This window comes from Streptomyces sp. NPDC092952 (genome assembly GCF_044754785.1).
Taxonomy (GTDB): domain Bacteria; phylum Actinomycetota; class Actinomycetes; order Streptomycetales; family Streptomycetaceae; genus Streptomyces.
This window is the reverse complement of sequence record NZ_JBIVPT010000010.1, coordinates 121,920-145,078: the sequence shown is the minus strand read 5'-3', so window position 1 is coordinate 145,078 and position 23,159 is coordinate 121,920. Positions and strand designations below refer to the sequence as shown.

The 23,159-nt window shown below is 71.6% G+C and carries 19 protein-coding genes and 1 pseudogene; 7 read left to right on the top strand and 13 right to left on the bottom strand.

Annotated elements, in window-relative coordinates; translation table 11 throughout:
- Positions 1-25 precede the first annotated feature (25 nt).
- From ACIQGQ_RS23795 to sbnA, 4 genes are all read right to left on the bottom strand, one after another.
- Complete coding sequence (locus ACIQGQ_RS23795; protein ID WP_402398652.1) at positions 26-1,120, bottom strand: beta-ketoacyl synthase N-terminal-like domain-containing protein; 1,095 nt, start codon at positions 1,118-1,120, stop codon at positions 26-28.
- A gap of 35 nt (positions 1,121-1,155) precedes the next feature.
- Positions 1,156-2,442 (bottom strand): beta-ketoacyl-[acyl-carrier-protein] synthase family protein, encoded by a 1,287-nt coding sequence (locus ACIQGQ_RS23790; protein ID WP_402398651.1) that lies wholly within the window; start codon positions 2,440-2,442, stop codon positions 1,156-1,158.
- Positions 2,439-2,702, bottom strand: coding sequence for an acyl carrier protein (locus tag ACIQGQ_RS23785; RefSeq protein WP_366291837.1), 264 nt, complete (start codon positions 2,700-2,702; stop codon positions 2,439-2,441). Before ACIQGQ_RS23785 ends, ACIQGQ_RS23790 begins: the two co-directional genes overlap by 4 nt.
- A 156-nt stretch (positions 2,703-2,858) precedes the next feature.
- On the bottom strand, positions 2,859-3,908 hold the full coding sequence (gene sbnA / locus ACIQGQ_RS23780; protein ID WP_402398650.1) for a 2,3-diaminopropionate biosynthesis protein SbnA: 1,050 nt from the start codon (positions 3,906-3,908) through the stop codon (positions 2,859-2,861).
- Between the two features lie 258 nt (positions 3,909-4,166).
- Between sbnA and ACIQGQ_RS23775 the strand changes: the two genes are divergently transcribed.
- The 3 genes from ACIQGQ_RS23775 to ACIQGQ_RS23765 all read left to right on the top strand — a co-directional run bounded on the left by ACIQGQ_RS23775 (position 4,167) and on the right by ACIQGQ_RS23765 (position 7,702).
- Positions 4,167-5,780, top strand: a complete 1,614-nt coding sequence (locus tag ACIQGQ_RS23775; protein WP_402398649.1) for a tryptophan halogenase family protein — start codon at positions 4,167-4,169, stop codon at positions 5,778-5,780.
- Positions 5,781-5,862: 82 nt separating this feature from the next.
- Positions 5,863-6,399, top strand: coding sequence for a flavin reductase family protein (locus tag ACIQGQ_RS23770; RefSeq protein ID WP_402398648.1), 537 nt, complete (start codon positions 5,863-5,865; stop codon positions 6,397-6,399).
- Positions 6,386-7,702, top strand: a complete 1,317-nt coding sequence (locus ACIQGQ_RS23765) for a cation:proton antiporter (RefSeq protein ID WP_402398647.1) — start codon at positions 6,386-6,388, stop codon at positions 7,700-7,702. Before ACIQGQ_RS23770 ends, ACIQGQ_RS23765 begins: the two co-directional genes overlap by 14 nt.
- A 95-nt stretch (positions 7,703-7,797) precedes the next feature.
- Here ACIQGQ_RS23765 and trpD read toward each other — a convergent pair whose 3' ends face one another.
- From trpD to ACIQGQ_RS23725, 8 genes are all read right to left on the bottom strand, one after another.
- Positions 7,798-8,901 (bottom strand): anthranilate phosphoribosyltransferase, encoded by a 1,104-nt coding sequence (gene trpD / locus ACIQGQ_RS23760; protein ID WP_402398646.1) that lies wholly within the window; start codon positions 8,899-8,901, stop codon positions 7,798-7,800.
- A 20-nt stretch (positions 8,902-8,921) separates the two neighbouring features.
- Positions 8,922-9,206 (bottom strand): hypothetical protein, encoded by a 285-nt coding sequence (locus ACIQGQ_RS23755; RefSeq protein WP_402398645.1) that lies wholly within the window; start codon positions 9,204-9,206, stop codon positions 8,922-8,924.
- 189 nt (positions 9,207-9,395) lie between these two features.
- The gene (locus ACIQGQ_RS23750; RefSeq protein WP_402398644.1) at positions 9,396-10,028 is read right to left on the bottom strand and encodes an anthranilate synthase component II; all 633 of its coding nucleotides are present in this window, start codon (positions 10,026-10,028) and stop codon (positions 9,396-9,398) included.
- Positions 10,025-11,554, bottom strand: a complete 1,530-nt coding sequence (locus tag ACIQGQ_RS23745) for an anthranilate synthase component I family protein (RefSeq protein WP_402398643.1) — start codon at positions 11,552-11,554, stop codon at positions 10,025-10,027. Before ACIQGQ_RS23745 ends, ACIQGQ_RS23750 begins: the two co-directional genes overlap by 4 nt.
- Positions 11,555-11,566: 12 nt before the next feature.
- Positions 11,567-12,601 (bottom strand): 2,3-diaminopropionate biosynthesis protein SbnB, encoded by a 1,035-nt coding sequence (sbnB, locus tag ACIQGQ_RS23740; RefSeq protein ID WP_402398642.1) that lies wholly within the window; start codon positions 12,599-12,601, stop codon positions 11,567-11,569.
- 192 nt (positions 12,602-12,793) lie between these two features.
- Positions 12,794-15,778 (bottom strand): BTAD domain-containing putative transcriptional regulator, encoded by a 2,985-nt coding sequence (locus ACIQGQ_RS23735; protein WP_402398641.1) that lies wholly within the window; start codon positions 15,776-15,778, stop codon positions 12,794-12,796.
- Between the two features lie 295 nt (positions 15,779-16,073).
- A complete protein-coding gene (locus ACIQGQ_RS23730) occupies positions 16,074-17,705 on the bottom strand; it encodes an acyl-CoA carboxylase subunit beta (RefSeq protein WP_402398640.1) in 1,632 nt (543 codons plus the stop codon).
- A gap of 14 nt (positions 17,706-17,719) precedes the next feature.
- Positions 17,720-17,917, bottom strand: a complete 198-nt coding sequence (locus ACIQGQ_RS23725) for an acyl-CoA carboxylase subunit epsilon (RefSeq protein ID WP_402398639.1) — start codon at positions 17,915-17,917, stop codon at positions 17,720-17,722.
- 613 nt (positions 17,918-18,530) lie between these two features.
- On the opposite strand from ACIQGQ_RS23725, the pseudogene ACIQGQ_RS23720 reads away from it, so the two are divergent.
- The 4 genes and pseudogenes from ACIQGQ_RS23720 to ACIQGQ_RS23705 all read left to right on the top strand — a co-directional run.
- Positions 18,531-19,091: pseudogene (locus ACIQGQ_RS23720) on the top strand (phosphatase PAP2 family protein); the annotation flags it as partial.
- Positions 19,092-19,383: 292 nt separating this feature from the next.
- On the top strand, positions 19,384-19,896 hold the full coding sequence (locus ACIQGQ_RS23715) for a SigE family RNA polymerase sigma factor (protein ID WP_402398638.1): 513 nt from the start codon (positions 19,384-19,386) through the stop codon (positions 19,894-19,896).
- Between the two features lie 42 nt (positions 19,897-19,938).
- On the top strand, positions 19,939-21,192 hold the full coding sequence (locus ACIQGQ_RS23710) for a hypothetical protein (RefSeq protein WP_402398637.1): 1,254 nt from the start codon (positions 19,939-19,941) through the stop codon (positions 21,190-21,192).
- Between the two features lie 206 nt (positions 21,193-21,398).
- Positions 21,399-22,190 carry an SDR family NAD(P)-dependent oxidoreductase gene (locus ACIQGQ_RS23705; RefSeq protein ID WP_402398636.1) on the top strand — a complete coding sequence of 264 codons (792 nt, stop codon included), beginning with the start codon at positions 21,399-21,401 and terminating at the stop codon, positions 22,188-22,190.
- Between the two features lie 320 nt (positions 22,191-22,510).
- On the opposite strand, the gene ACIQGQ_RS23700 is transcribed toward ACIQGQ_RS23705, so the two are convergent.
- A complete protein-coding gene (locus tag ACIQGQ_RS23700) occupies positions 22,511-22,867 on the bottom strand; it encodes a hypothetical protein (protein WP_402398635.1) in 357 nt (118 codons plus the stop codon).
- Between the last annotated feature and the right edge of the window lie 292 nt (positions 22,868-23,159).

Sequence of the window (23,159 nt, the reverse complement as noted above, 5' to 3'; positions counted from 1 at the left end):
TGCGAGTGCGGTTCGGGGTGGTGGCTCAGCCGAGGCGGAGGAGGGCCGCGCCGACGGTTCCGTCCCGGTCGACGGCGGTGACCAGGGCGAGCCGGTCCGTCAGTCCGGGGCGGGCGTCGGCCGCGGCGAGGACGGCGGCGAGCTGGAAGGCGGCGCCGGCCGCGGTGGCGTCGCCGACCAGGGGGCGGACCGCGGTGCGGGGGGCGGTGAGGCCGTCCAGGGCGGCGGTCTCCTCCTTGCCGAAGACGCCCGGCGGGGTGCCGGGGGCGATGAGCGCGAGGTCGTCGGGGGTGGCGCCGGCGGCGGCCAGGACCTCGTCGACGCAGTTCCTGAGCACGGCGGAGGCGCGGCCCGTGTCCCGGAAGGCCCGGAAGCGGCAGCCGAGCACCGTGGCGAGGACGGTGCGTCCGCCGTCGCGGGCCGCGGCCCCGCTCTCCAGGAGGAAGAGTGCCGCGCCCTCGCCGAGCGGTTCGGGGGCGGCGCCGCCGTGGTCGGCCACGTGCTCCAGCCGGGCGCGCTGGACCGAGAACTCCTCGGCCGCGCCCGCCAGGAGTGCGGTGGCGTGGCCGCCGCGCAGCAGCCGGGAGGCGTAGTTGAGGGCGAGGAGCCCGGTGGCGGCGCCGCCGGAGACGGTGACGTTGGGGCCCTTGAGCGTGTGCCGGATGGCGCTCTGTCCGGTGGGGCAGTTCATCACGGTGTTGGGGAATCTGGCGGGGTCGACCAGGTAGGGGGCCCTGCCGGTGAGGGCGTCCCGGGTGAAGTCCATGATCGACTGGACGCTGCCGGAGGTGCCGAGCACCAGGCCGGTGCTCTCGGGGGTGCCGGCCAGTCCCGTTCCGTACTCGTCCAGGAGCATGCCCACGGTGGTGGCGGCGATGGCGGTGACCCGGTCCATGGAGCGGGTGCCCTTGCGGCCGAGGACGGCCTTGATGTCGAAGCCGGGGATGAGTCCGGCCTCGTCGTAGGGGACCGGCCACTGTGCGGCGTCGAGGGTGTGGACGGCGCGCTGCTGCTCGCGCAGTCCGGCCGTGAATCCGTCCCGGCCCAGTCCGTAGGGCGAGGACACGGCCCAGCCCGAGACGACCAGGTCCTGCGCGGTGGTGACCGCGTCGGCTGACATTGTGTTCGACTCCTCTCAGGCCGCGTCGGGCCGGTTCACGCCGCCGTGCCGGCGGGCAGGGTCTGGGCCGGGGGGCCGTCCCAGTGGCCGAGCATCAGGACCGCGTTGTTCCCGCCGAAGGCGAGGCCGTTGTTCTGCACGACCCGCAGCCGGGCCTCGACCGCGTGGTTGGGTACGCAGTCGACCGCGCACTCGGGGTCGGTCGTGCGGTGGTTGATGGTGGGCGGGATGAATCCCTCCCGCAGGGCCAGGGAGCAGGCGGCCGCGGCCAGTGCGCTGGCGGCGCCCATGGTGTGGCCGATCATCGATTTGATCGACACGGTGCGCGGCAGGTCGTCGCCGAAGACCTGCCGGATCGCGCCGACCTCGGTGACGTCGTTGGCCCTGGTGCCGGTGCCGTGTGCCGAGATGAAGTCCACGTCGGACGCCTCGATGCCGGCGTTGCGGTGGGCGGCGGTGATGCAGCGGGCGATGGAGTCGCGGTCGGGTGCGACCGGGTGGCTGGCGTCGCAGGACAGTCCGTACCCGAGGACCTCCGCGTAGATGCGGGCGCCGCGGGCGAGTGCGGACTCCAGGGATTCCATGAGGAGGATCCCGGCGCCCTCGCCGGTCAGGATGCCCTGCCGGTCGGCGTCGAAGGGGCGGCACACGTCGGGGGCGATGGTGCCGAGCCGGTAGAAGCCGGTGAAGGTCTTGCGGCACAGTGCGTCGGCCCCGCCGCAGAGCGCCATCTCGACGTCGCCGGAGCTGATGGCGTCGTAGCCGGAGCCGACCGCGTAGTTGCCGGCCGCGCAGGCGGTGGGGACGGTGACCGTCTCCACGTCCTCCAGGCCGAGTTCGCGGACGATGCCGGCGGAGAGCCGGCCGGGCCACACCCGGCGGGCGACGGTGGCGTCGAGCCGGTCCTCGCCCTCGGTGACCTGGAGGCCGATCAGGTGGTCCAGGTCGCGGGACTCGCCGTCGGTGGTGCCGACCGAGACCAGGGTGCGTCTGGCCCGTACGTCGTCCTCGGTGAGTCCCGCGTCCGCGACCGCCATCCGGCTGCCGGCCACCGCGAACTGCGCGGCCCGGCCGAGCTCGTCGGCCCTCAGGTCGCGCAGCCACTCCTGGGGGTCGAAGTCGGTGATCTCGCAGGCGTTGGAGTACGCGAATCCGGTGGTGTCGAAGGCGCCGATCGGCTGGGCACCGCTGCGCCCGGCGCGCAGGCCGCCGGCGAAGGCGTCCACTCCGATGCCGATGCTGGTCACCACGCCGAGGCCGGTGATCACCACCCGGTGCCGGGCGGGCGTGCGCGGCGCCGTGCCGTCCGTCGCGCCGTTCACTTTCCCTCGGCCTCCGCGACCACGGCGTACACGCCCGCCAGGTTGACCATGCGGCTGAGCTCGGCCTGCTCCAGGACGAGGCCGAAGTTGCGCTCCAGGGAGGCGAGGATCTCGATGGTGCGCAGGGAGTCGGCGTCGTGCTCCTCCTTGAAGAGGCTGGTGTCGGTGACCTCGTCGAGTTCGAGTTCGAGGATGTCGCAGACGATCTCCTTGATCTCGGCCTTGCGCTCGGTGTCGAGGTCGGCGGTCTGGGCGGTCATGTGGTGCCTCCGGGTCTCGGTTCGGACGTCCCTGTCCGGGATCTCCCGGGACGGGAATTGCCCGGGACGGAATTTCTCTGTTCTGGTGGTGCCGGGCTCCGGGGGCATGCGCTCCGGTGCCGTTCTCCGATGAAAAAATTCTGCGGCGGAACGCTATTACTGGGCTATATCGGCCAGTTGGCCGACGGCTTCGGTGTTGCCCGGCCCGTCCCACAGGTGGGCGACGTCGCCGAAGTGCCGCCGTACCCAGGTGTCGTCGTAGATGGTGTCGAGGTAGCGGTCGCCGCCGTCGGGCAGCACGATCACCACGTTGGAGCCGGCCGGTATGCCGGGGGCGAGCCGGGTCAGGGCCGCGACGACCGCGCCCGAGGAGCCGCCGGCGAGGATCGCCTCGCGGCGCACCAGGGTGCGGCAGCCCACCACGCAGTCGAGGTCGCCGACGTGCACCACCCGGTCCGCGTCGGAGCGTCGCAGCAGTTTCGGTGCGACGGACGCGCCGTGGCCGGGCACCAGGCGGGCGCAGTCGACGGGCGGGCCGAACAGCACGCTGCCGAGGGCGTCGACCGCGTTGACGGTGGTGCCGAGGCGGTGGCGGCGGATGTACTCGGCGCAGCCGCCGAGGGTGCCGCTGGTGCCGGCGGCCACGACGAGCTGGTCGACCTTGCCGTCGAGGGCTTCGGCGATCTCCTCCATCGTGGTCTCGTGGGCCCGCCGGTTGAGCGGGTTGGCGTACTGGTCGGGCCAGTAGGCGCCGGGGGTGGTCGCGACGAGTTCGGCGACCCGGTGCAGCCGGGCGGACAGCAGTTCCCCGGTGGCCGGGTCGGGTTCGGTGATGATCTCGACCTCGGCCCCGTAGGCCCGCAGGATCGCGATGTTCTGCCGGGTGGTGCGGGTGTCCACCACGCAGACGAGCCGCAGGCCGTAGTAGCCGCAGATCTGCGCGAGCCCGATCGCGAGGTTTCCCGAGCTGGACTCGATGACCGTCGACCGGCCCGGGACGAGTTCCCCGGACCTGATCTTCGTGGCCACCATGTTCAGCGCGGAGCGGTCCTTGACACTGCCGCCGGGGTTGAAGCGCTCCACCTTGGCGAACACCCGCGAGGTGGACCCCGGCACCAACCGTTCGAGCTCTACGAGCGGGGTTCCTCCCACGGTGGAAAGGATGCCTTTCAGCCCCGTCTCCGGCTCCCGTTCTGTGCGCGCCATGTGATGCGGCCATCCTCTGCTGGGAGATACGAGTGCGGAATGAACAGGTCCCAGACTGCGCCCGCGCGCTATACGCCCTCCATAAGGGCGCGGTGCGGCACGCCGTGCGGGGCCGGCCGCCGGGCACGTCGAATGCGGGCGCCCAGCGATCTCATTCAGCCTTTTCCTCCGGCTTATAGAAATGCCGTAGATATTCTGCCGATTCTGGCCATCCCCACAGTTCCGCCACCACAACTCCGGCCAGAAGAGGAATTCGATATGACGGGCACCTCCACCGCAACAGACAACGCCATCAAGAAGGTCGTGATCCTCGGCGGCGGTACGGCCGGCTGGATGACCGCCGCCTATCTCGGGAAGGCCCTCCACAACACGGTCGACGTCACGGTGCTGGAGGCGCCCAGCATTCCGCGTATCGGTGTGGGCGAGGCCACCGTGCCCAATCTGCACCGTGTTCTGTTCGACTTCCTCGGAATCGCGGAGGAGGACTGGATGCGTGAGTGCAACGCCAGTTACAAGATGGCGGTCCGCTTCATCAACTGGCGTACGCCGGGCAGGGGCCAGAGCGATCCGCGCGAGCTCGACCGGGGCGGTGCGGACCACTTCTACCACCCGTTCGGGATCAGCCCGGAGCACGACAGCATTCCGATGTCGCACTACTGGTTCAAGAACAAGTTCGAGGGCAGGACCGACGAGCCGTACGACTACGCCTGCTTCCGCGAGGCGCCGCTGATGGACGCCAAGAAGGCGCCCCGGTTCCTGGACGGCACCTCCCCCACCCGGTACGCGTGGCACTTCGACGCGGCGCTCGTCGCGGACTTCCTGCGCCGGTTCGCGACCGGGAAGCAGGGCGTGCACCACGTCCAGGACGAGATGACGCGCGTCGAGAAGGACGAGCGGGGCTTCGTGAAGGCCCTGCACACCAAGGAGGGGCGGGTCCTGGACGCGGACCTGTTCGTGGACTGCTCCGGCTTCCGCAGCCTGCTGATGAACCAGGCGATGGAGGAGCCCTTCATCGACATGAGCGACCAGCTGCTGTGCGACCGCGCGGTCGCCACGGCCGTCCCGCACGACGACGACGCCAACGGGGTGGAGCCGTACACCTCGGCGATCGCGATGTCGTCGGGGTGGACGTGGAAGATACCGATGCCGGGCCGTTTCGGCACCGGTTACGTCTATTCCAGCCGCTTCACCACGCAGGAGGAGGCCACCGCCGAGTTCTGCGAGCTGTGGGGCCTGGACCCCGAGACCACCCAGTTCAACCACGTGAAGTTCCGGGTCGGGCGCAACCGCCGCGCCTGGGTGAAGAACGTCATCGGCATCGGCCTCTCCGGCGCCTTCCTGGAGCCGTTGGAGTCCACCGGCATCTACTTCATCACCGCCGCGGCCTACCAGCTGGCGAAGCACTTCCCGGACAAGACGTTCAACCCGACCCTGGTCGACAACTTCAACAAGGAAATCGAGGTGATGTTCGACGACACCCGTGATTTCATCCAGACCCACTTCTACTTCGCGCCGCGTACCGACTCGCCGTTCTGGCGTGCCAACAAGGAGCTGAAGCTCCCCGAGAGCATCCGCGAGAAGATCGACGCGTACAAGGCGGGTCTTCCGGTCAACCCCGCGGCCACCGACGACACGACGTACTACGGGAATTTCGAGGCGGAGTTCCGGAACTTCTGGACCAACGAGCGCTATTACTGCATCTTCGCCGGTCTCGGTCTGGAGCCGGACGCGCCGCTGCCGATCCTCGCCCACAAGCCGGAGTCCGTGGCCGCCGCGCAGGCCATGTTCGCGCAGGTCAAGAAGGAGCAGAAGGAGCTCCTCAACTCGCTGCCGAGCGCCCACGAGGCGCTCCGCAGGCTGCACGGCAAGTAGCCGTGCCGCCCCGCGTCCCCGGCAGCCGGGTCCCCTCTCCGGCCGGCTGCCGGGCCCGCGGCACACCCTCGAAGGAGAATCCATGACCGACCGGCCCGTTCCGGAAGCCGACATACGCCCGCTGATGGGCGGTTTCCCCTCCGGGGTCTCCGTGGTGACGGCGCTCGGCGCCGACGGCACGCCCCGCGGGATGACCTGCAGTTCACTGGCGAGTGTGGCGCTGGGTCCGCCGACGCTGGTGATCTGCCTGCGCACCGCGAGCCCCACCACCCAGTCCGTGCTGTCCAGTGGGCAGTTGGCCCTCAATCTGCTGCACGAGCAGGCGCAGGCCACCTCCGACCTGTTCAGCTCCGGCAACCCCGACCGGTTCGCACTGAGCGGGTGGCGGCTGCCGCTGGGCGCGGGCGGACCGCATCTGACGGAGGCCGCGCACGCCATCGCCGACTGCGCGGTGGTCGGTACCCGGGAGGTCGGGGACCACACCGCCGTCTTCGTCCGGGTGCGGCGGTTCACCGCCGACGAGACCGCCCAGCCGCTGCTGTACGGGCGGCGCCGCTACGCACGCTGGTCCGACGCCACGGCGTCGGCCAGGGAAGGAGCCGGCCGTGTCGGCACATGACCCGCTGCCCGATCTCCTGGTCGCCGTCCCGGTCGTCATCCTGGCGTGCCAGGCGGGGGCCCAGCTGTTCCGCAGGCTCGGCCAGCCGCCGGTCATCGGCGAGATCACCCTGGGCATCATGCTGGGGCCGTCGCTGCTGGGCTGGATCTCGCCCGCGGCGCAGGCGTGGCTGTTCCCCGAGTCGGTGCTGCCGTACATCGGCGCCCTGGGCAACCTGGGCCTGCTGGCCTTCATGTTCCTGATCGGTCTCGAACTCGATCTCGGCACGCTGCGCGGCCATCGCAGGGCCGCCGTCGCGGTCAGTCAGGCGAGCATCGCCCTGCCGCTGGTGCTGGGCTCGCTGCTGGCCCTGGCGATGTTCGGGTCGTTCGCGCCGCCGGGTGTGGGGCGGTTGCCGTTCGTGCTGTTCATCGCCGTGTCGATGAGCATCACCGCGTTCCCCGTGCTCGCCCGGGTCCTCACCGACCGCGGTCTGCTCGGTACCCGGATCGGTTCGCTGGCCATGGCGTGCGCGGCGGTCGACGACGTGACCGCCTGGTGCCTGCTGGCGGCGGTCGTCGCGGTGTCGACGAGCGGTTCACCGGCCGAGGCGCTGACGACGGCGGCGCTCGCCGCGGCCTTCCTCGCCGTCATGGCCGGTGTGCTGCGTCCGCTGCTCGCCCGCTGGGCGGGGCGGGCCGAGCGGGCCGTGGACGGTGTGGTCCTCGTCGTCCTGTTCAGCGGCCTGTGCCTCTCCGCACTGGCCACCGACCGGATCGGTGTGCACGCCCTGTTCGGCGCCTTCGTCTTCGGCCTGGTCACTCCTCGGGGGTCCGTGGTCATCGAGCACTGCGCGGCCCGGCTGCGCGCGTTCTCGGTTCCGGTGCTGCTGCCGCTGTTCTTCGTCTCCACCGGGCTGCACACCGATGTCTCGCTGCTGGCCGGCGACCCGGTGCAGTGGCTGTGGGCGCTGGCGGTGCTCGCCGTCGCGGTCCTCGGCAAATGGGGCGGGAGCACGGGCGGGGCCCGGCTCTCGGGCCAGTCCTGGCGCGATTCCCTGGCGATCGGGGCGCTGATGAACTGCCGGGGCCTGACCGAGCTGGTGGTGCTGAACCTGGGGCTCGAACTCGGTGTGATCGGGCCCGATCTGTTCACCATGCTGGTGCTCATGGCGCTGATCACCACCGGTCTCACCTCGCCGGCCCTCTCCTGGATCCGGCGCGAGCGGCTCGGCGGTTCCCGGCGCGCGAAGTCCGGGCCGCCGGGTGCGGGCGGCCCGGACCGGGAGCGGTCCCCGGCGCTCGGAGCCACTGCCTCCCGGTGACCGCGCGGACGGGCCGCGGCCGTTCCCCTGCCGGTCCCCCGGCAGGGTGTGCCGCGGTGCCGTCCGCGGCCGGTTCCCGCCCCCGGGTGCCCGCGTCATGCCGCCGTGGCGACGCGGGCGGCCGGGGCCGCGCCGGCCGGGGCGCACGGGGCCGAGGTGGCCCGTACCCACCGGTCGAGGGTGCCGGCCGCGGCGCCGGAGTCGATCGCCCGGCCCGCCGCTTCCACCGCCCAGCCCAGGCGTTCGGTGACGGTCCGGCCCCCGGCGGGTTCGCCCGCCACGAGCGCGGCGCCCGCGGAGAGCAGCACCGCGTCGCGTACCGGTCCGCGTTCGCCGTCCAGGACCCGGCGGGCGACGGACGCGTTGTACGCGGCGTCCTCGCCGCGCAGCGCCTCCAGCGGTGCGCGGGCGATCCCCAGGTCGCGGGGGTCGAACCGTTCCCGGCGGACGGTGCCGTCGTCGACGCAGAGCACGGTCGAGGTGGTGGTGACGGTGAGTTCGTCGAGCCCGTCGTCGCCGCGGAAGACCAGGCCCCGTCCGCCGGCCCCGGCCAGGGCTCCGGCGATCAGCGGCAGCAGCCGGGCGTCGGCGACCCCGACCGCCTGCGCGGTGGGGGACGCCGGGTTGGTCAGCGGGCCCAGCGCGTTGAAGACGGTCGGGATGCCGAGCTGTCTGCGCGGGCCCGCCGCGTGGCGCATCGCCGGGTGGAAGTCCGGCGCGAAGCAGAAGGTGATGCCGGCCTCGTCGGCCACGGCGGCGATCCGTTCGGGCGGCAGCCGCAGGGTGACGCCCAGTGCTTCGAGGACGTCGGCGGAGCCGGAGGCCGAACTCGCCGCCCGGTTGCCGTGCTTGACGACCCGTGCGCCGGCGCCCGCCGCGACGATCGCGGCCATCGTGGAGATGTTGACCGTGTGCGCCCCGTCGCCCCCGGTGCCCACCACGTCGACGGTCCTCCCCGGCACGTCGATGTGTACGGCATGGGCCAGCATCCCGTGCACGAGTCCTTCGAGCTCGTCCACGGTCTCGCCCTTGGCCCGCAGGGCCACCAGGAAGCCGGCGATCTGCGCGTCGGTCGCCCGGCCCCGCATCACCTGGTCCATCACCCAGGCGGTGTCGACGGCGGTGAGGTCCCGGCCGTCGAGCACCTGCCCCAGCAACGGGGGCCAGGAGCGTTCCTGTTCGGGTGGTGTGGCGCTCACGGGTCTTCTCCTTCTCGGGTTCAGGCGGCGCTGGGCGCCGGGTGCCACGGGTCGTCCGTGACCTGTTCCTGGGCGGACACCGGGCTCGGGTGCCACGGGTCGTCCGTGACCAGTCTGCGGACGGACGTCGTGGAGCCCGGGTGCCACGGGTCGTCCAGCGGTGCGGCGGAGGCGGTGACGGCGGAGCCGGCGTGCTGTGCCGGGCCGGCCTCCGCGGCGGCCTGCACGGTGGCGAACACCGCCGCGCCGGCGAGGGCGAGGGCGAGGGTCCGCTGGATCTTTCCGGTGATCGCGTCGAGCTTCATGATTCTTTTCCCCCTATGAACTGTTGCGGTTCGTTCCGACATCCAGAACATTAGGAAGGGCCTGCTTCGAATCATTATCGCCAGGACTTCCACTTACCAGGCACGGCAATATATTCGATATAATCGCTGCTCAGCGCCTTGCGGACGCGGATATTCCAGCCGTTCGGAGGGTGCGGTCGGGGGGTGATTTCATTTTGCGGGCGATCCGGTGCGCGAGTTTCCCATTGCGGTCCCGTCCGGTGCGGGGCCGGTGCGTGAGGCGGCCGTCAGGAAGTTGTCCAGGAGCCGCAGGCCGCCGGCGGTGGTGATGGACTCGGGATGGAACTGCACCCCTTCCACGGCGAGCGTGCGGTGCCGCAGCCCCATCACGTAGCCGTCGTCCTGGGCGTGCGCGGTGGCGATCAGCGGGGGCGGCAGCGGTTCGTCGGCGATCAGCGAGTGGTAGCGGGTGGCGGTCATCACCGGTTCCAGTCCCTCGAACACTCCGGCGCCGTCGTGGCGCACGGGGCTGGTCTTGCCGTGCTTGAGCCGCCCTGCCACCCGGACCCGGCCCCCGTAGGCCAGGCAGATCGCCTGGTGGCCCAGGCAGATGCCGAGGAGGGGGACGGATCCGGCGAAGGCGCGTACCAGCTCGACGTGGCCCGAGTCGGCCGCGTGGCCGGGCCCCGGTCCCAGGACGACCGCGTCCGGCCGCAGGCCGGCGAGCTGCCGCGGGGTGCGGGTGTGCGACCGTACGACGTCGGTTTCGGCGCCCAGGGTGCGCAGGTACTGGTCGATGATGTGGGTGAAGCTGTCGTAGGCGTCGACGAGCAGGACCTTCACGGCAGCAGCTCCTGACCGGTCAGCGACCAGTAGGCCGCGCCCATCTTGTGGAGGGTCTCGCGCCATTCGGCCGGGGGCGAGGAGTCGGCGACGATGCCCGCGCAGCTCTGGGTGGAGTAGGTGTTGCTGCGGCCGTCGTGGACGATCGTGCGGATGCACAGGGCGAGCTGGCTCCAGCCGCGCAGGTCGACGAGGCCGACGGCGCCCGCGTACATGCCGCGCGGTTCGTTCTCCAGTTCCTCGATGATCTCCATGGCGCGGATCTTGGGCGCGCCGGTGACGGTGCCGGCGGGGAAGGTGGCGCGCAGCACGGACCAGGTGTCGTTGCCGGGGGCGAGGGTGCCCTGGACGGTGGAGACGAGGTGGAAGACGTGGGAGTACGTCTCGACGGTCATCAGGCCGTGCGCCTCCAGCGTGCCGGGCAGGCAGACCCGGCCGATGTCGTTGCGGCACAGGTCGACGAGCATGACGTGTTCGGCGCGTTCCTTCTCGTCGGCGACGAGCCGGGCGACGCGGGCCTCGTCGGTGCGGGGGTCGCCGCTGCGGGGTGCGGTTCCGGCGATGGGCCGCATGACGACCTTGCCGCCCTGGGTGCGGAAGAGGACTTCGGGGCTGGCGCCGATGACGGTGCGTCGGTCGCGCGGGAGGAGGTACATGTAGGGGGACGGGTTGCGGTCGCGCAGGCGGCGGTAGACGTCGAAGGGTTCGAGGTCGGTCTCGACGTCGATGCGGTGGCCGATCTGGATCTGGTAGATGTCGCCGACGCCGATGTGTTCCAGGCAGCGCCGGGTCCGTTCGAGGAAGGTCCGTTCGTCGCAGGTGTCCCGTACGGAGTGCGGGCGGGGTGCTTGGGGCGGGGGCTGGTGGGCGGGGCCGGCGGGGGTCTGGGCGGTTGCTTCGGCGGGGGGGTGGGGGGCGGGGCCGGGGAAGGCGTCGCTGTGTGCGGTGAGTCTTCGTACGGTGCCGGGTCGGGGGCCGTACCAGATGGTCTCGCGGTACAGGCCGAGGACGATGTCGGGTTCGTCGTGGTCCCTCTCGCCGCGGTCCGGGAGGGTTTCCATGTGCCAGGCGGAGCCGTAGCCGAAGGTGGCGAGGAATCCGAAGGCGTAGCTGTCGTGGGGGCGGGTGGTCTCCACGGTGAACAGGTCCTGGACGGTGCGCAGCAGGTGCCAGAGCTGGTCGCCGTGGAGGAGGCCGCGTTCGTTGCCGGGCCGGGGGGTGAGGCCGAGTGCGTCGGCGGCCGTGAGGGTGGCGGTGACGAGGGTGTCGGTGCCGTCGACGGTGATGCGGTCGGCGTGGACCCGGATCTCGGCGAGCAGTCCGTGGCCCACGACGGTGGCGCCGGGGTCCTGTCCGGGGCCTTCGCGGCTCTCGAGCAGGAAGACGTCGTGCGCGGAGCGTGCGTGCAGTGCGGCGTACAGGTCGAGTGGTTCGTGCGGGGCGAGGGCGGTCTCCTCCACGCGTACGGTGATGGATCCGGGGCGGGGGCCGGTGGGGCGGGGCGGGCTGTCGAGCAGAGTGGTCATGGTCGTCTCCTCTCAGCCGTGTCGGCGCATCTCGTGGAAGAAGTCGTCCACGACGGCGAGGCGGCCGTGGGCGTGCAGGGTGTCGTAGATGTGTCTGCCGAGCGCGAGGTCCAGTACGCCGAGCCCGAAGGGGGAGAAGACGACGGGCCGGTCGTGGGGGATCCTCAGGTCGCCGGTGAGTACGTCGTACAGGGTGCCGTCGATGAATTCCCGGTTTCCGCTGGTCTGTTCGGCGAGGTGGGGGGAGGTTTCGGCTTTCAGGCAGTGGTCGATGTCGTCGACGATGTTGGTGGCCGAGAGGATCACTTCGGGTGACAGGTCGCGCAGGGACACGTGCAGGACCAGCGGGTTGTGGGTGAACCATGCGGGGTCGGTGACGTGCGGGGCTGCGGCGACGGTCGCGAAGACGACGAGGTCGCTGGAGCGGATGAGGTGTTCGGGGTCGGTGTGCAGGGTGATCCTGCCGTTGTCGCCCTCGTGTTCCAGGTGCTGGGTGAAGCCGCGGGCGTGCTCGTCGGAGAGGTCGTGGACGCCGGTCTCCTCGAATTTCCAGCCGGTGCCGGCGAGGTACTGGTGGATGAATCTGGCGATCAGGCCGGTGCCGATGAAGCCGATGCGGCGTGGCCGGTCGCGTCCCCGGCTGAGCCGGTCGGCGGCGAGGGCCGCCGAGGCGGCGGTGCGGGCGGCGCTGATGATGGAGCTTTCCAGGCAGGCCAGGGGGTAGCCGGTGGCGGGGTCGTTGAGGATGAGGACGGCGGAGGCGCGGGGGATGCCGGCGGCGACGTTGCCGGGGAAGCTGGAGATCCATTTGATGCCGTCGACGGGTGCGGGGCCGCCGAGGGAGGCGGGCAGGGCGATGATGCGTGAGGCGGGGCGGTCGGGGAAGCGCAGGAAGGAGGAGGGCGGGTTGACCGTGTCACCGTCGCCGTGCGCGCGGTAGGCCGACTCGACCAGCCGGACCACTTCCTCGTGCCGGCCGTCGAGGACTCGGTGCACCTGTGCGCCGGGGATCACGGCGAACGGGGGCACCTCGGGGTTGGGCGGCATCACTGACTCCACAGCTCTCGGGGAAACAGAATTTCTGTGATGACGCTAGGCATCCGGCTTATCGGCGTGATATCGCCGGATTAAGCGGGCCCCGTTCCGTGGGGTTGTGGCCGTCTTCTGGAATATGTCCGGCGTTTTTTTCCGGGGGCCGTTCCGCGGTCCCGGCCGGGGTGCGGGACGGCCCCCGTTCTTTCATCCGGTGGCCGGGCCCTTCGGGGGGAGGTGCGGTGCGGGGTCCGGGAGTGGTTCGGGGAAGCCGCCGAGTTCCCGGGCGACCTCGTCCTGCCAGTGTGTGGCCCCTCTGCGGGTGAACAGTTCCCTGGCGCCGAGGAGTTCGGTGCGGGCCTCCTCCTCCCGGCCCAGTTCCCGCAGGAGTACGCCGAGTTTCAGCCGGATCGATCCCTCGACCACGGGGCTGTCGAGTCCGCGGGCGACCTTGCGGCCCTGGACGTAGGCGGTCTCGGCCGATTCGAGTGCGCCGAGTGCCACCCGGGCCTGGCCCAGTCCGTACAGGGCGTGTGCGAGGCCGTGGGTGTCGGCCTTGGCGCGGGACAGTTCCTCCACCCGCAGGTAGGTTTTCTCGGCCTCCTGCGCCCGTCCGGACAGGAGTTGTGCGCTGCCCAGCCGGTACAGGCACTGGGCGAGGCTGCGTGAGGCGACGGGCCGCATGGATTCCGCGACCCGGACGGCGTCCCGGGCGTGGCCGAGGCTGGCTTCGTAGTTGCCGCGGTCCAGTTCCAGCTGGGCCATGTTCTGCAGGACGGAGGACTCCGAGGACAGGTCGCCGGCCTCGCGGAAGATGGGCAGGGCTCCGCGCAGCCGGTCGGCCGCGGCGTCGGGGTCGCCCTGGAGGCGGTGGACGACGGCGAGGTTGCGCAGGACCAGGGCGCGGCCGAGTTGTTCGTACAGGTCGCCGTAGAGTGCCAGTGCCTCCTCGAAGCGGGCCCTGGCCTCGTCCATGCTCTGGCGCATCAGCGCGGCGGCTCCGGTGTGGTGCAGCATGACCGCCTGGCCCAGGAGGTCGTCGGCGGCCCGTGCCGCGGCCAGGGCGTGTGCGGCGCAGCTCTGCCAGTTCTCCACGTAGCTGCGGGTCTCGAAGAGTACGGAGGCGCAGGCGGTGAGGTCCCAGGCGAGGTCGGCCATGCCTGCCCGGGCCGCCTGTTCGACCATGCCGACCAGGCAGAGCCGTTCGGCCTCGAACCAGGCGAGCGGGTCGGAGAGGAGTTCTTCGAGCAGGTCGGTGTCGACGGCGGCCGGTGCGGCGGTGCTGTGGACGATGCTGAATTCTCCGCCGCTCTCGCGGCGGTGTGCCTCGCGGGCGATGGTCAGCGCGGTGCTGAAGACCCGCCGGCAGGCGTCGCGTCCGGCGTCGTGCGGTTCCTCGTCCCGGGCGCGTTCGGCCGCGTACAGGCGCAGCAGGTTCTGGAAGCGGTAGCGCAGCCGGCCGGTCGCGTCGACGCCGACGACTTCGAGGAACTGGGTGTCCACGAGGTCTTCCAGGAGGAGTTCCGCGTCGATCACGTCGACGTCGAGGAGTGCGGCGGCGGCCCAGGAGGTGAAGTCGGGTACGCGGGCGAGGCCGAGGCGGCGGAAGAGGCGGGCGGCGTCGGTGGAGAGGTAGCGGTAGCTGAGTTCGAATCCGGCGCGTACCCGGGACTCCCCCTGGCTGAGTTCGTCGAGTCTGCGGCGTTCGTCGCTGAGTCTGATCACCAGGTGCCGTACCGACCAGTGCGATTTGGAGGCGAGGCGGGCGGCGGCGATGCGCAGGGCGAGCGGGAGGCGGTCGCAGAGTTCGACGAGTCGGTCCGTGTCGGTGCGGGCGGTGGTGATGCGTTCCTCGCCGGCGATCCTGGCGACGAGGGCGACGGCCGCGTCGGGTGGCAGTACGCCGAGGTGGACGCGGGCCTCCTGTGGCCAGGTCACCAGTTGTTCCAGCTGGTCGCGGCTGGTGACGACGACGCAGCTGGCTCCGCTGCCGGGCAGCAGGGGGGCGATCTGGGCGTGGGTGCGTACGTTGTCCAGGACGATCAGTGCGCGGCGTTCGGCGAGCAGGCTGCGGTAGAGCGCGATGCGTTCTTCCAGGGCTTCGGGGATCTGCTGCCCGGGTACGCCGAGGGAGCGCAGGAAGCGGCCGAGGACGTCGGAGACGGATGCGGGTTCGTGCTGGCCGTCGTAGCCGCGCAGGTCGGCGAAGAGGCGTCCGTCGGGGAAGTCGTCGGCGACCCGGTGGGCCCAGCGCAGGGCGAGGCCGGACTTGCCCACTCCGGCGACGCCGGTGATCAGGCCGACGGTGGGGGTCTGGAGGGTGGCCCCGGACTCGATCATCAGTGCGTCCAGGGCGGCGAGTTCCGTTTCGCGGCCGGTGAACCCCGGTACGTCCGGGGGGAGTTCGGAGGGGACCACGGCGACTTCCGGCGGGGCGGTCTCGGTGACGAGGACCGGTCCGTCGGCCGGGGTCAGCGAGGGGTCGTCGCGCAGGACCAGGTCGTGGAGTTCCTGGAGGTCGGGGCCGGGTTCGAGTCCGAGTTCCTCGATGAACCGCTCGCGTGCCTCGCGGTAGGACTCCATGGCCTCGGCGCGCCGGCCGGCCCGGTACTGGGCGAGCATCTGGTGGTAGCGGGTCCGTTCGCGCAGCGGGTTGTCCTGCACGATCCCGCCGAGTTCGGGCAGGAGTTCGTAGTGGCGTCCCAGTGCGAGCTGGACGGCGGTGGCGTCGTCGTAGGCGTTGAGGCGGTGTTCGCCGAGGCGGCCGGCCTCCTCCTCGACGAGGAGTCCGGACACTCCGGCGAGTGCGGGTCCGCGCCACAGGTCCAGGGCGCGCCGGTAGTGGCGGGCCGCGTCCTTGAGGCGCTGTTCGCGTACGTCGGTCTCCGCCTGGGCGACGAGGTCGGTGAACTCCACCGAGTCGATGTAGTGGCTCTCGGCGTCGAGGAGGTATCCGGGGTGTGTGGTGACGATGGTGTCGTCGGCGGCGCCCTGTGCCTTGAACGTCTTGCGGAGCGCGGCGATGACGATGGCGATCTGGGTGCGGGCGGTGGCGGGCGGGTTCCCGTTCCACACTTCGTGCACCAGGGTGTCCACCGGCACGGTCCGGCCGGGATTGAGTAACAGCAGGGCGAGCGTGGTCCGTTGGCGGGCACCGCCGATGACCACCTTTCGCTCACCCGATGTCACCATGAGTGGGCCTAGGATTTTGAACAAGAACCGTTCCCCCACCGGGCCTCCCGTTTCCCCCACCCCGAGGCGTTCTGGGGCCAGATTACCCGTCCAGGAGTTCGAAACGGGTGATCGGGGACGAACTCTCGGTGGCTGGTTCCCGGTTCCGGTCGCGGGCATACTTCCGGGGGCCGGTTTCCTGTCATATGCGGGCGCATCCGTGCAGGTGCGGTCGGCCGTGGTCGCCGGGGCGGGGCGGGGGCCCGGTGGTCCGGGGCGCGGCGGATTTCCGTGCCGCGCGCCCGGGGGGGCGGGTCTACTGCGGGGGGTTGCCGTGCTTGCGGGAGGGCAGGCCGGCGTGTTTGTTGCGGAGCATGGCGAGGGAGGCGGTCAGGACCTCGCGGGTCTCGGCGGGGTCGATGACGTCGTCGACCAGTCCGCGTTCGGCGGCGTAGTAGGGGTGCATGAGTTCGGTCCTGTACTCCTCGACCATGCGGGCGCGTGTCGCCTCGGGGTCCTGGGCGGCGGCGATCTGCCGGCGGAAGATGACGTTGGCGGCGCCCTCGGCGCCCATCACGGCGATCTCGTTGGTGGGCCAGGCGTAGGTGAGGTCGGCGCCGATGGACTGGGAGTCCATGACGATGTACGCGCCGCCGTACGCCTTGCGCAGGACGAGGGAGATCCGGGGGACGGTGGCGTTGCAGTACGCGTAGAGGAGTTTGGCGCCGTGCCGGATGATCCCGCCGTGTTCCTGGTCGACGCCGGGCAGGAAGCCGGGTACGTCCAGCAGGGTGATGATGGGGATGTTGAAGGCGTCGCAGAACTGGACGAAGCGGGCCGCCTTCTCGGAGGCCTCGATGTCCAGGACGCCGGCCAGCGACTGCGGCTGGTTGGCGACGATGCCGACCGTGTGCCCGTCGAGGCGGGCCAGGGCGCAGACGATGTTGCGGGCCCAGCGTTCGTGGACCTCCAGGTAGTCGCCGTCGTCGACGAGTTCCTCGATGACCTTCGTCATGTCGTAGGGGCGGTTGCCGTCGGCGGGCACGAGGTCGAGCAGGGTGTCGTTGCGCCGGCCGGCGGGGTCGCGGGCCGGCTGGGCGGGCGGGTCCTGCCGGTTGTTGGAGGGCAGCATCCCGATGAGGTAGCGGACCTCGGCGATGCAGGTCTCCTCGTCGTCGTACGCGAAGTGCGCGACGCCGGAGGTTTCGGCGTGGACGTCGGCGCCGCCGAGTCCGTTCTGGGTGATCTCCTCGCCGGTGACGGCCTTGACGACGTCCGGGCCGGTGATGAACATCTGCGAGGTCCCGCGGACCATGAACACGAAGTCGGTCAGGGCGGGGCTGTAGGCCGCGCCGCCCGCGCAGGGGCCGAGCATCACGCTGATCTGCGGGATGACGCCGGAGGCCTTCGTGTTGCGCTGGAAGATCCCGCCGTAGCCGGCGAGCGCGCTGACGCCCTCCTGGATACGGGCGCCGGCGCCGTCGTTCAGCGAGACCAGCGGGGCGCCCGCCGCGATGGCCATGTCCATGATCTTGTGGATCTTCGTGGCGTGGGCCTCGCCCAGCGCACCGCCGAAGATCCGGAAGTCGTGCGCGAAGGCGAAGACGGTCCGGCCGTCCACGAGCCCCCAGCCGGTGACCACACCGTCGGTGTAGGGCTTCTTGTCCTCCAGGCCGAAGCCGGTGGCCCGGTGCCGGCGCAGCTGCTCGATCTCGTGGAAGGTGCCCTCGTCGAAGAGGAGCGCCAGCCGCTGGTGCACGGTCAGTTTGCCCTTGGCGTGCTGTGCCCGGGTCGCTTTCTCGCCCGGTCCGCCGCGGGCCAGTTCGCGCAGGGCGTGCAGCTCCCCGACACGGCCCCGGACCCCGGCCGGGGCCGGGGCGGGGGCGGGGGCGGGGGCGGGGCTCTTGGCCGCCGGGGCGGGGGCCGCGGGGTGGGTCGTCGTCGTCATGTCGTCCCCTTTTCTCACTGCCAGCTGATCGGGGCGTCGTAGCGGTCCACGTGCCGCCACCACCGCGAGCCGGCGGCCGGCCGGTCCCCCGGTGTGTCCGCCCGGCCGGCGCGCAGCGCGAACAGCACCGCGGTGAGCGCGGCCAGTTCCTCGTCGGTGGCCTGCCCCCGTTCGATGTTCAGCGCGATCCCGGAGCTGTCCGGACCGTTCATCTCGCCCTCCTGTGGCTCCCAAGTCCACCGCGTGGAACCCCGCGGTGCACCCAGGGGACGACAGGCCCCTTGCGGGGGGCTACGCGGCCCCTATGCCGGGACACCGGGCGGCCGGGCGCACCGGGGGCGCCGGGGGCCGGGGCGCCGGGGCGCCGTGCGTACCGGGGGCGGGCAGCCGGGGGGCCGGGGTGCCGGGGTGCCGGGCGGCGTACGCGCCGGGCGGCCGTGCGTACCGGGGTGCCGGTGCTCCCCGGTGCTGGTCCCGGTTCCGGCCGTCGTCTGCGGTCACGCGTCCGTCTGCACGAACGCAGACGGTGTGTGTGCCGGGGCGGCCGTGTGCCCGTACCCGCGAGCGAAGGGCCCCGTACCCGTGGCCACCGCGCCCGCCGCCGTCCTGGCCGTCCAGGACGGTTCCCGCATCAACAGGGGTTTGTGCACGGCGGTCACCGGTTTTGCCCGCAGCACCCCCTGGCCGAACCGGCCGGCGGTGCGGCGGACCGGTTGCGGGGCGGTGCCGTTCATCGCGCCGCCGGCCACGGCGTGATGGCAGGCCCGGTCCCGGGACGCGCGGGCGCCCGCCGGTGCGACGGCCGGTTCCACCGCGGCCGCGGCCGCCCATCTGGCCGACTCCGGTGTGAAGGACTGCTTCCAGGAGCCCCGGCCGTGCCGGGCCCTGCCCCACGGCCTCCTCCTGGAGGCGTGCCCCTCGCCGGGCGACTACGCCTTCCCCGGCAACCACACCACCGTCGCCTTCGCCGCGGCCGCGGCGCCGCTGGCCGCCGACCGCCGTCCCGGGGCCGTCACGGCCGCGGCCGCCGTGCCGATGGGTGCCTCCCGCGTCCACGCGGGCGCCCACTGCCCGCACGGCGTCCTCGCCGCCGCCCCGGCCGGGACCCTCGTCGCCCTGCCCGTCGTGCCGGCCGGCCACCGGCCCGACCACGAGGACACCACCGGCCGCCGGCCGCTGTCGCGGGGCGGCCTCTTCCCGTCCGTACCGGCAGGAGACCCCTGTCTCCCCAGACGGATCCCCCACGACCGGGACGACGAGCCGGCCGCGGCCCTGCGCACCCGCCGGCGGTCCACGGCACCCGGCCGCCCGGCGGGCACTCCCGCGTCGCCGACGCCGTCGTGCCGCCCAAAAACCCGCCCCACCCGTCCAGGACCATGGACCTGATGACGATGGCCTCCCCCACCGGAAGGCAACGCACGGCGGAGGACCTCGCGCGGCTCTCCGGTCCGGCCCGCCCGCGCCCGCACGGGACCGTGCCGCACCGGACCGTGCCGGCACCGACCGTGCCGGCACCGGGCCGGGCCGTGCGGGGTCGGGGCGGTGAGCGCCGCATAGGATCCAGCGCACCGCCGCGCGAAAGCCCCGCCGCCAGAGCCTCCGGGCACCCGGGTGAAACATCCCGCGGGTCCCACCGCATCCATAAGGCGTAGGCGACGAGACAAGGAGACAGCGGCGGATGAGACGGTCCCAGGAGAACGCCTTCCGGGAGTTCGCGGCGGCCCGCATGGGGCACCTCTTCCGCTCGGCGTGCCTGCTGACCAGCGGCGACACCCATCTCGCCGAGGATCTGGTGCAGGAGACGCTGGGCCGGATGTACGTGGTGTGGGGCAGGCCGTCCAAGCTCGGCAATCCGGCGGCGTACGCGCAGACCGTCCTCGTACGGGCCTTTCTGGCGCACCAGCGGCGCCGTTCGGCCGGGGAACGGCCCAGCGACGAGATCCCCGAGGTCCCCCAGCCGGCCGCGCAGGGCGACGCCCCGCTGCGGCTCACCCTCCTGGACGCGCTGCGGACACTGTCGGCGAAGGACCGGGCGGTGGTCGTCCTGCGGTACTGGGAGGACCGGTCCGTCACCCAGACCGCGGACGTCCTCGACCTCAGCTCCGCGGCCGTACGCACCCGCAGCACCCGCGCACTGGCCCGGCTCAGGGCACAGCTGGGCGACATCGCGGAAGAACTCGCCGCGCACTGACCGGCCCGAACGGCCAACACGAGGAAATGGTGGTGATCCGGCATGCCCGGAACGCAGGAGGACCTGGACGGCTTCGAGAGCGGGCTCGGCGACGCGCTGCGCCGTGCCGGGGAGGGATTCACCGCGCAGGGACGCCCGCTGGTGGACGGCGGCGTCGCACGCGGAAGGCGCCGGCTGCGGCGCAGACGGGCCGCGGCCATGACCGGCGGTGCCGTGGCACTCGCCGTCGTCGGGATCGGCGCACCGTACGCCACCGGGGCACTCGGCAGCGGCGGTGGGCAGGACGGGGCGGGCGTGGCCGCACGGCCGAAGACGGCGGCGTCGCCCGGCACGGGACCGCAGCTCCCGGCGCAGCAGGTGATCGCGACGCTGGAGGGGCTGCTGCCCAAGGGGAAGGTCAGCGGGCAGGAAGGGCGCGGCACCGCCGACCCGGGCGGCCCGTCGGCGCATCTCGTCCTGGACGACGGCAGGGGCGGGGCCGCGGTCGGTGTCAGTGTCGGCGCCGTCGACCCGCACGGCATGGAGGCCAAGCAGCAGCTCGCCTGCCCCGACCGGACCTACATCCCCTACGACTCCTGCCGCAACGAAACACTCGCCGACGGTTCACGCCTGATGCTGCTGCGCGGGTACGAGTACCCCGACAAGCGCGTGGACACCAAGTGGTGGCACGCCTATCTCGTGACCCCCGACGGGTACACGGTCGACGCCAACGAGTGGAACGCGCCCGCGGAGAAGGACGCCGCCGTGACCCGGCCCCGGCCCCCGCTCACGGTGGGGCAGTTGAGAACACTCGTCACCTCACGCGCCTGGCGGCCCGTGATGAACGCCCTGGAGAAGGCGGCCCCCGAACCGGTCCCCCAGCCGCCGGCACAGGGACAGGACGGCAAGGCGGTCCTGCACACCCTCAAGTCGCTGCTGCCCGCCTCCGCGAAGGTGGTCTCCGGGCGCGGTGAGGACGGCTACGCCTACGTCGTCGTGGACGACGGCAGGGGCGCGAGCCTGGTACAGATCAATGTGCAGCCGGGCATGTCGGACGTGGAGGACGAACTGTTCGGGGCCGGCGCCGAGGTACTCGCGGACGGGACGAAGGCCGTCACACACCAGGGACCGGGCGAGAAGGGCGGCCCGGGCGTGGTCATGTGGACCGCCGACACACTGCGCCCGGACGGACTGCGGGTCGTGGTCTCCGCGTTCAACTCCGGCGCCCAGAACACGAAAGCCACACGGAAGACACCCGCGCTGACCCTGACACAGCTGAAAGCGGTCGCGACGAGCGGGAAATGGACCGGGAAGTGAAATAGAACCACCGGCACAGGGGGGACAGGGCACGGCCCGCCGCACCCTCCCCTGCCCCCTCGCGTCGCCGGTGCCGGTGCCCGGGCCGGGCACCGGGCCCGGCGACGGGTCCGGCGACGGGTCCGGTGGCCGGACCAGCACCGGTCCGGCCACCGGTCCGGGAAAAGAGCGCATGGCGGCAGACCGCTTCGGGTTTACTCGCGTCCATGAACGAGCGGACATCCCCCCTACAGAACACCGGCCTCCTGACCGGCCGGACCGTGATGATCACCGGAGCATCGAGCGGCATCGGAGAAGCCGCAGCACGGCTGTTCGCCTCCGAGGGCGCGGCCGTCGTCCTCATGGCCCGCCGCGAGGACCGGCTGGAGGCCCTGGCCCGGGACATCGTCGCGTCCGGCGGCCGGGCCGCCAAGAGCACCGGCGACGTGACCCGGGCCGACGACGTCGAACGCGCCGTCACAACCGCCCTCGACCACTTCGGCGGCCTCGACGGCGCCTTCAACAACGCCGGCTACGCCGGTTCCGTCTTCGGCCGGTCCCACGAACTGCCCGAGGAGGACTTCGACCGCGTCATGGACGTCAACGTACGCGGGACATGGAACTGCCTGCGCCGCCAGATCCCCGCCATGCTGGCAGCCGGACACGGATCGATCGTGAACACCGCCAGCACCGCCGGACTCATCGCCACCGGCGCCCCGTCCCCGTACATCGCAGCGAAACACGCCGTACTCGGCCTCACGAAAGCCGCAGCCGCCGAATACGGAAACCACGGCATCCGGATCAACTCCCTGGTCGTCGGCACCACCCGAACCGAAATGATCAACGCAGCCGTGGCAAGCGAACCCGCCCTCGAAGAAGCATTCATCGCCCGCCAGATCCAAAAACGAATGGCCGAACCCCACGAAATCGCGGAAGCCGCCCTATGGCTACTGAGCGACCGCGCCTCATTCGCCACCGGCAGCCACATAGCAGTGGACGGCGGCATCCTAGCCATCTAAAACAGCAAACCCCCATTTACCTTTTTCGTGGCTCCGCAATGGGGCCACCGGCCTTCGGGCCCGGCACGCCTTCCCCCCTCGTTGTTCATGGTCCGGGGGTGTCACCGGGCCCGGAGGCATCGACGGACCGCTGATGACAGGCTCGAGCACCGGCTTCACCCAAGGCCGGAAGAACTCTCCGTAACGTGAATGCGGCAACTCGATGCCCTGACAAGGCCGGACGAGCACGTGATGGAGAGGTCTGCACGTGATCGGCACCGGCGACATCGACGTCCTCCTCGGCCTGGACCCCGGCAAGAGCGAACACCACGCCACCACCGTCACACCGGCCAGGAAGCCAGAACACCCTGCAGCTCCGCGAAGCGCCGGTCCCGAAAGGCTCCCGCGGCCAGCCCGCTCAGCGCATAGGCCGTGGCCCTGAAGCCGTCCCCGTGATGGAACTCCGCACCCCACGCACCAAGCCGCACCGAAACCACCTCGTCCAGCCCCAGGCGGTGGGCCCCCCACGGGTTGACCGCCACGATCCCGTCAGGGCCGACCTCAAGCCGGACCCTGAGGATCGCCCACCAGAAGAACAACGCGACACCGACGGCCAACCCCGACCACAGGCCGGCCGTCCGGGCCGTCTCGGCTCCCGGAGAGGAAACCCACCCCACCCAACCGAAGAGCGACTTCACCCCTACAACACCCGGGATCGCATAGCCCGCCACACGAGCCCCCCCACCCACCCGCCACACCGACACCAAGTCCCCACCCTGGTCATCCATGCCCGCATTGCGAGCCACACAGCTTGACCAAAAACATAGAAGCACCCCCCGCCCCCATACCGCAGGGACAACAGGCCGACCCGTGATATCACGGACCGGCCCGTCCCCCATTCCGCACCACCACCCCGCCATCACCAACAACACGCCAGCACAGGCCGAAAGCCGGGCACATCAGCCGATACACCAGCAAAAGCCGGACACA

What these genes read in the sequence shown, in the direction of transcription:
- ACIQGQ_RS23795 (WP_402398652.1), bottom strand. Translation starts at nt 1,120, where the DNA reads ATGTCAGCCGACGCGGTCACCACCGCGCAGGACCTGGTCGTCTCGGGC.
- ACIQGQ_RS23785 (WP_366291837.1), bottom strand. Translation starts at nt 2,702, where the DNA reads ATGACCGCCCAGACCGCCGACCTCGACACCGAGCGCAAGGCCGAGATC.
- sbnA (WP_402398650.1), bottom strand. Translation starts at nt 3,908, where the DNA reads ATGGCGCGCACAGAACGGGAGCCGGAGACGGGGCTGAAAGGCATCCTT.
- ACIQGQ_RS23775 (WP_402398649.1), top strand. Translation starts at nt 4,167, where the DNA reads ATGACGGGCACCTCCACCGCAACAGACAACGCCATCAAGAAGGTCGTG.
- ACIQGQ_RS23770 (WP_402398648.1), top strand. Translation starts at nt 5,863, where the DNA reads ATGACCGACCGGCCCGTTCCGGAAGCCGACATACGCCCGCTGATGGGC.
- ACIQGQ_RS23755 (WP_402398645.1), bottom strand. Translation starts at nt 9,206, where the DNA reads ATGAAGCTCGACGCGATCACCGGAAAGATCCAGCGGACCCTCGCCCTC.
- ACIQGQ_RS23745 (WP_402398643.1), bottom strand. Translation starts at nt 11,554, where the DNA reads ATGACCACTCTGCTCGACAGCCCGCCCCGCCCCACCGGCCCCCGCCCC.
- sbnB (WP_402398642.1), bottom strand. Translation starts at nt 12,601, where the DNA reads ATGCCGCCCAACCCCGAGGTGCCCCCGTTCGCCGTGATCCCCGGCGCA.
- ACIQGQ_RS23735 (WP_402398641.1), bottom strand. Translation starts at nt 15,778, where the DNA reads ATGGTGACATCGGGTGAGCGAAAGGTGGTCATCGGCGGTGCCCGCCAA.
- ACIQGQ_RS23730 (WP_402398640.1), bottom strand. Translation starts at nt 17,705, where the DNA reads ATGACGACGACGACCCACCCCGCGGCCCCCGCCCCGGCGGCCAAGAGC.
- ACIQGQ_RS23725 (WP_402398639.1), bottom strand. Translation starts at nt 17,917, where the DNA reads ATGAACGGTCCGGACAGCTCCGGGATCGCGCTGAACATCGAACGGGGG.
- ACIQGQ_RS23715 (WP_402398638.1), top strand. Translation starts at nt 19,384, where the DNA reads ATGAGACGGTCCCAGGAGAACGCCTTCCGGGAGTTCGCGGCGGCCCGC.
- ACIQGQ_RS23710 (WP_402398637.1), top strand. Translation starts at nt 19,939, where the DNA reads ATGCCCGGAACGCAGGAGGACCTGGACGGCTTCGAGAGCGGGCTCGGC.
- ACIQGQ_RS23705 (WP_402398636.1), top strand. Translation starts at nt 21,399, where the DNA reads ATGAACGAGCGGACATCCCCCCTACAGAACACCGGCCTCCTGACCGGC.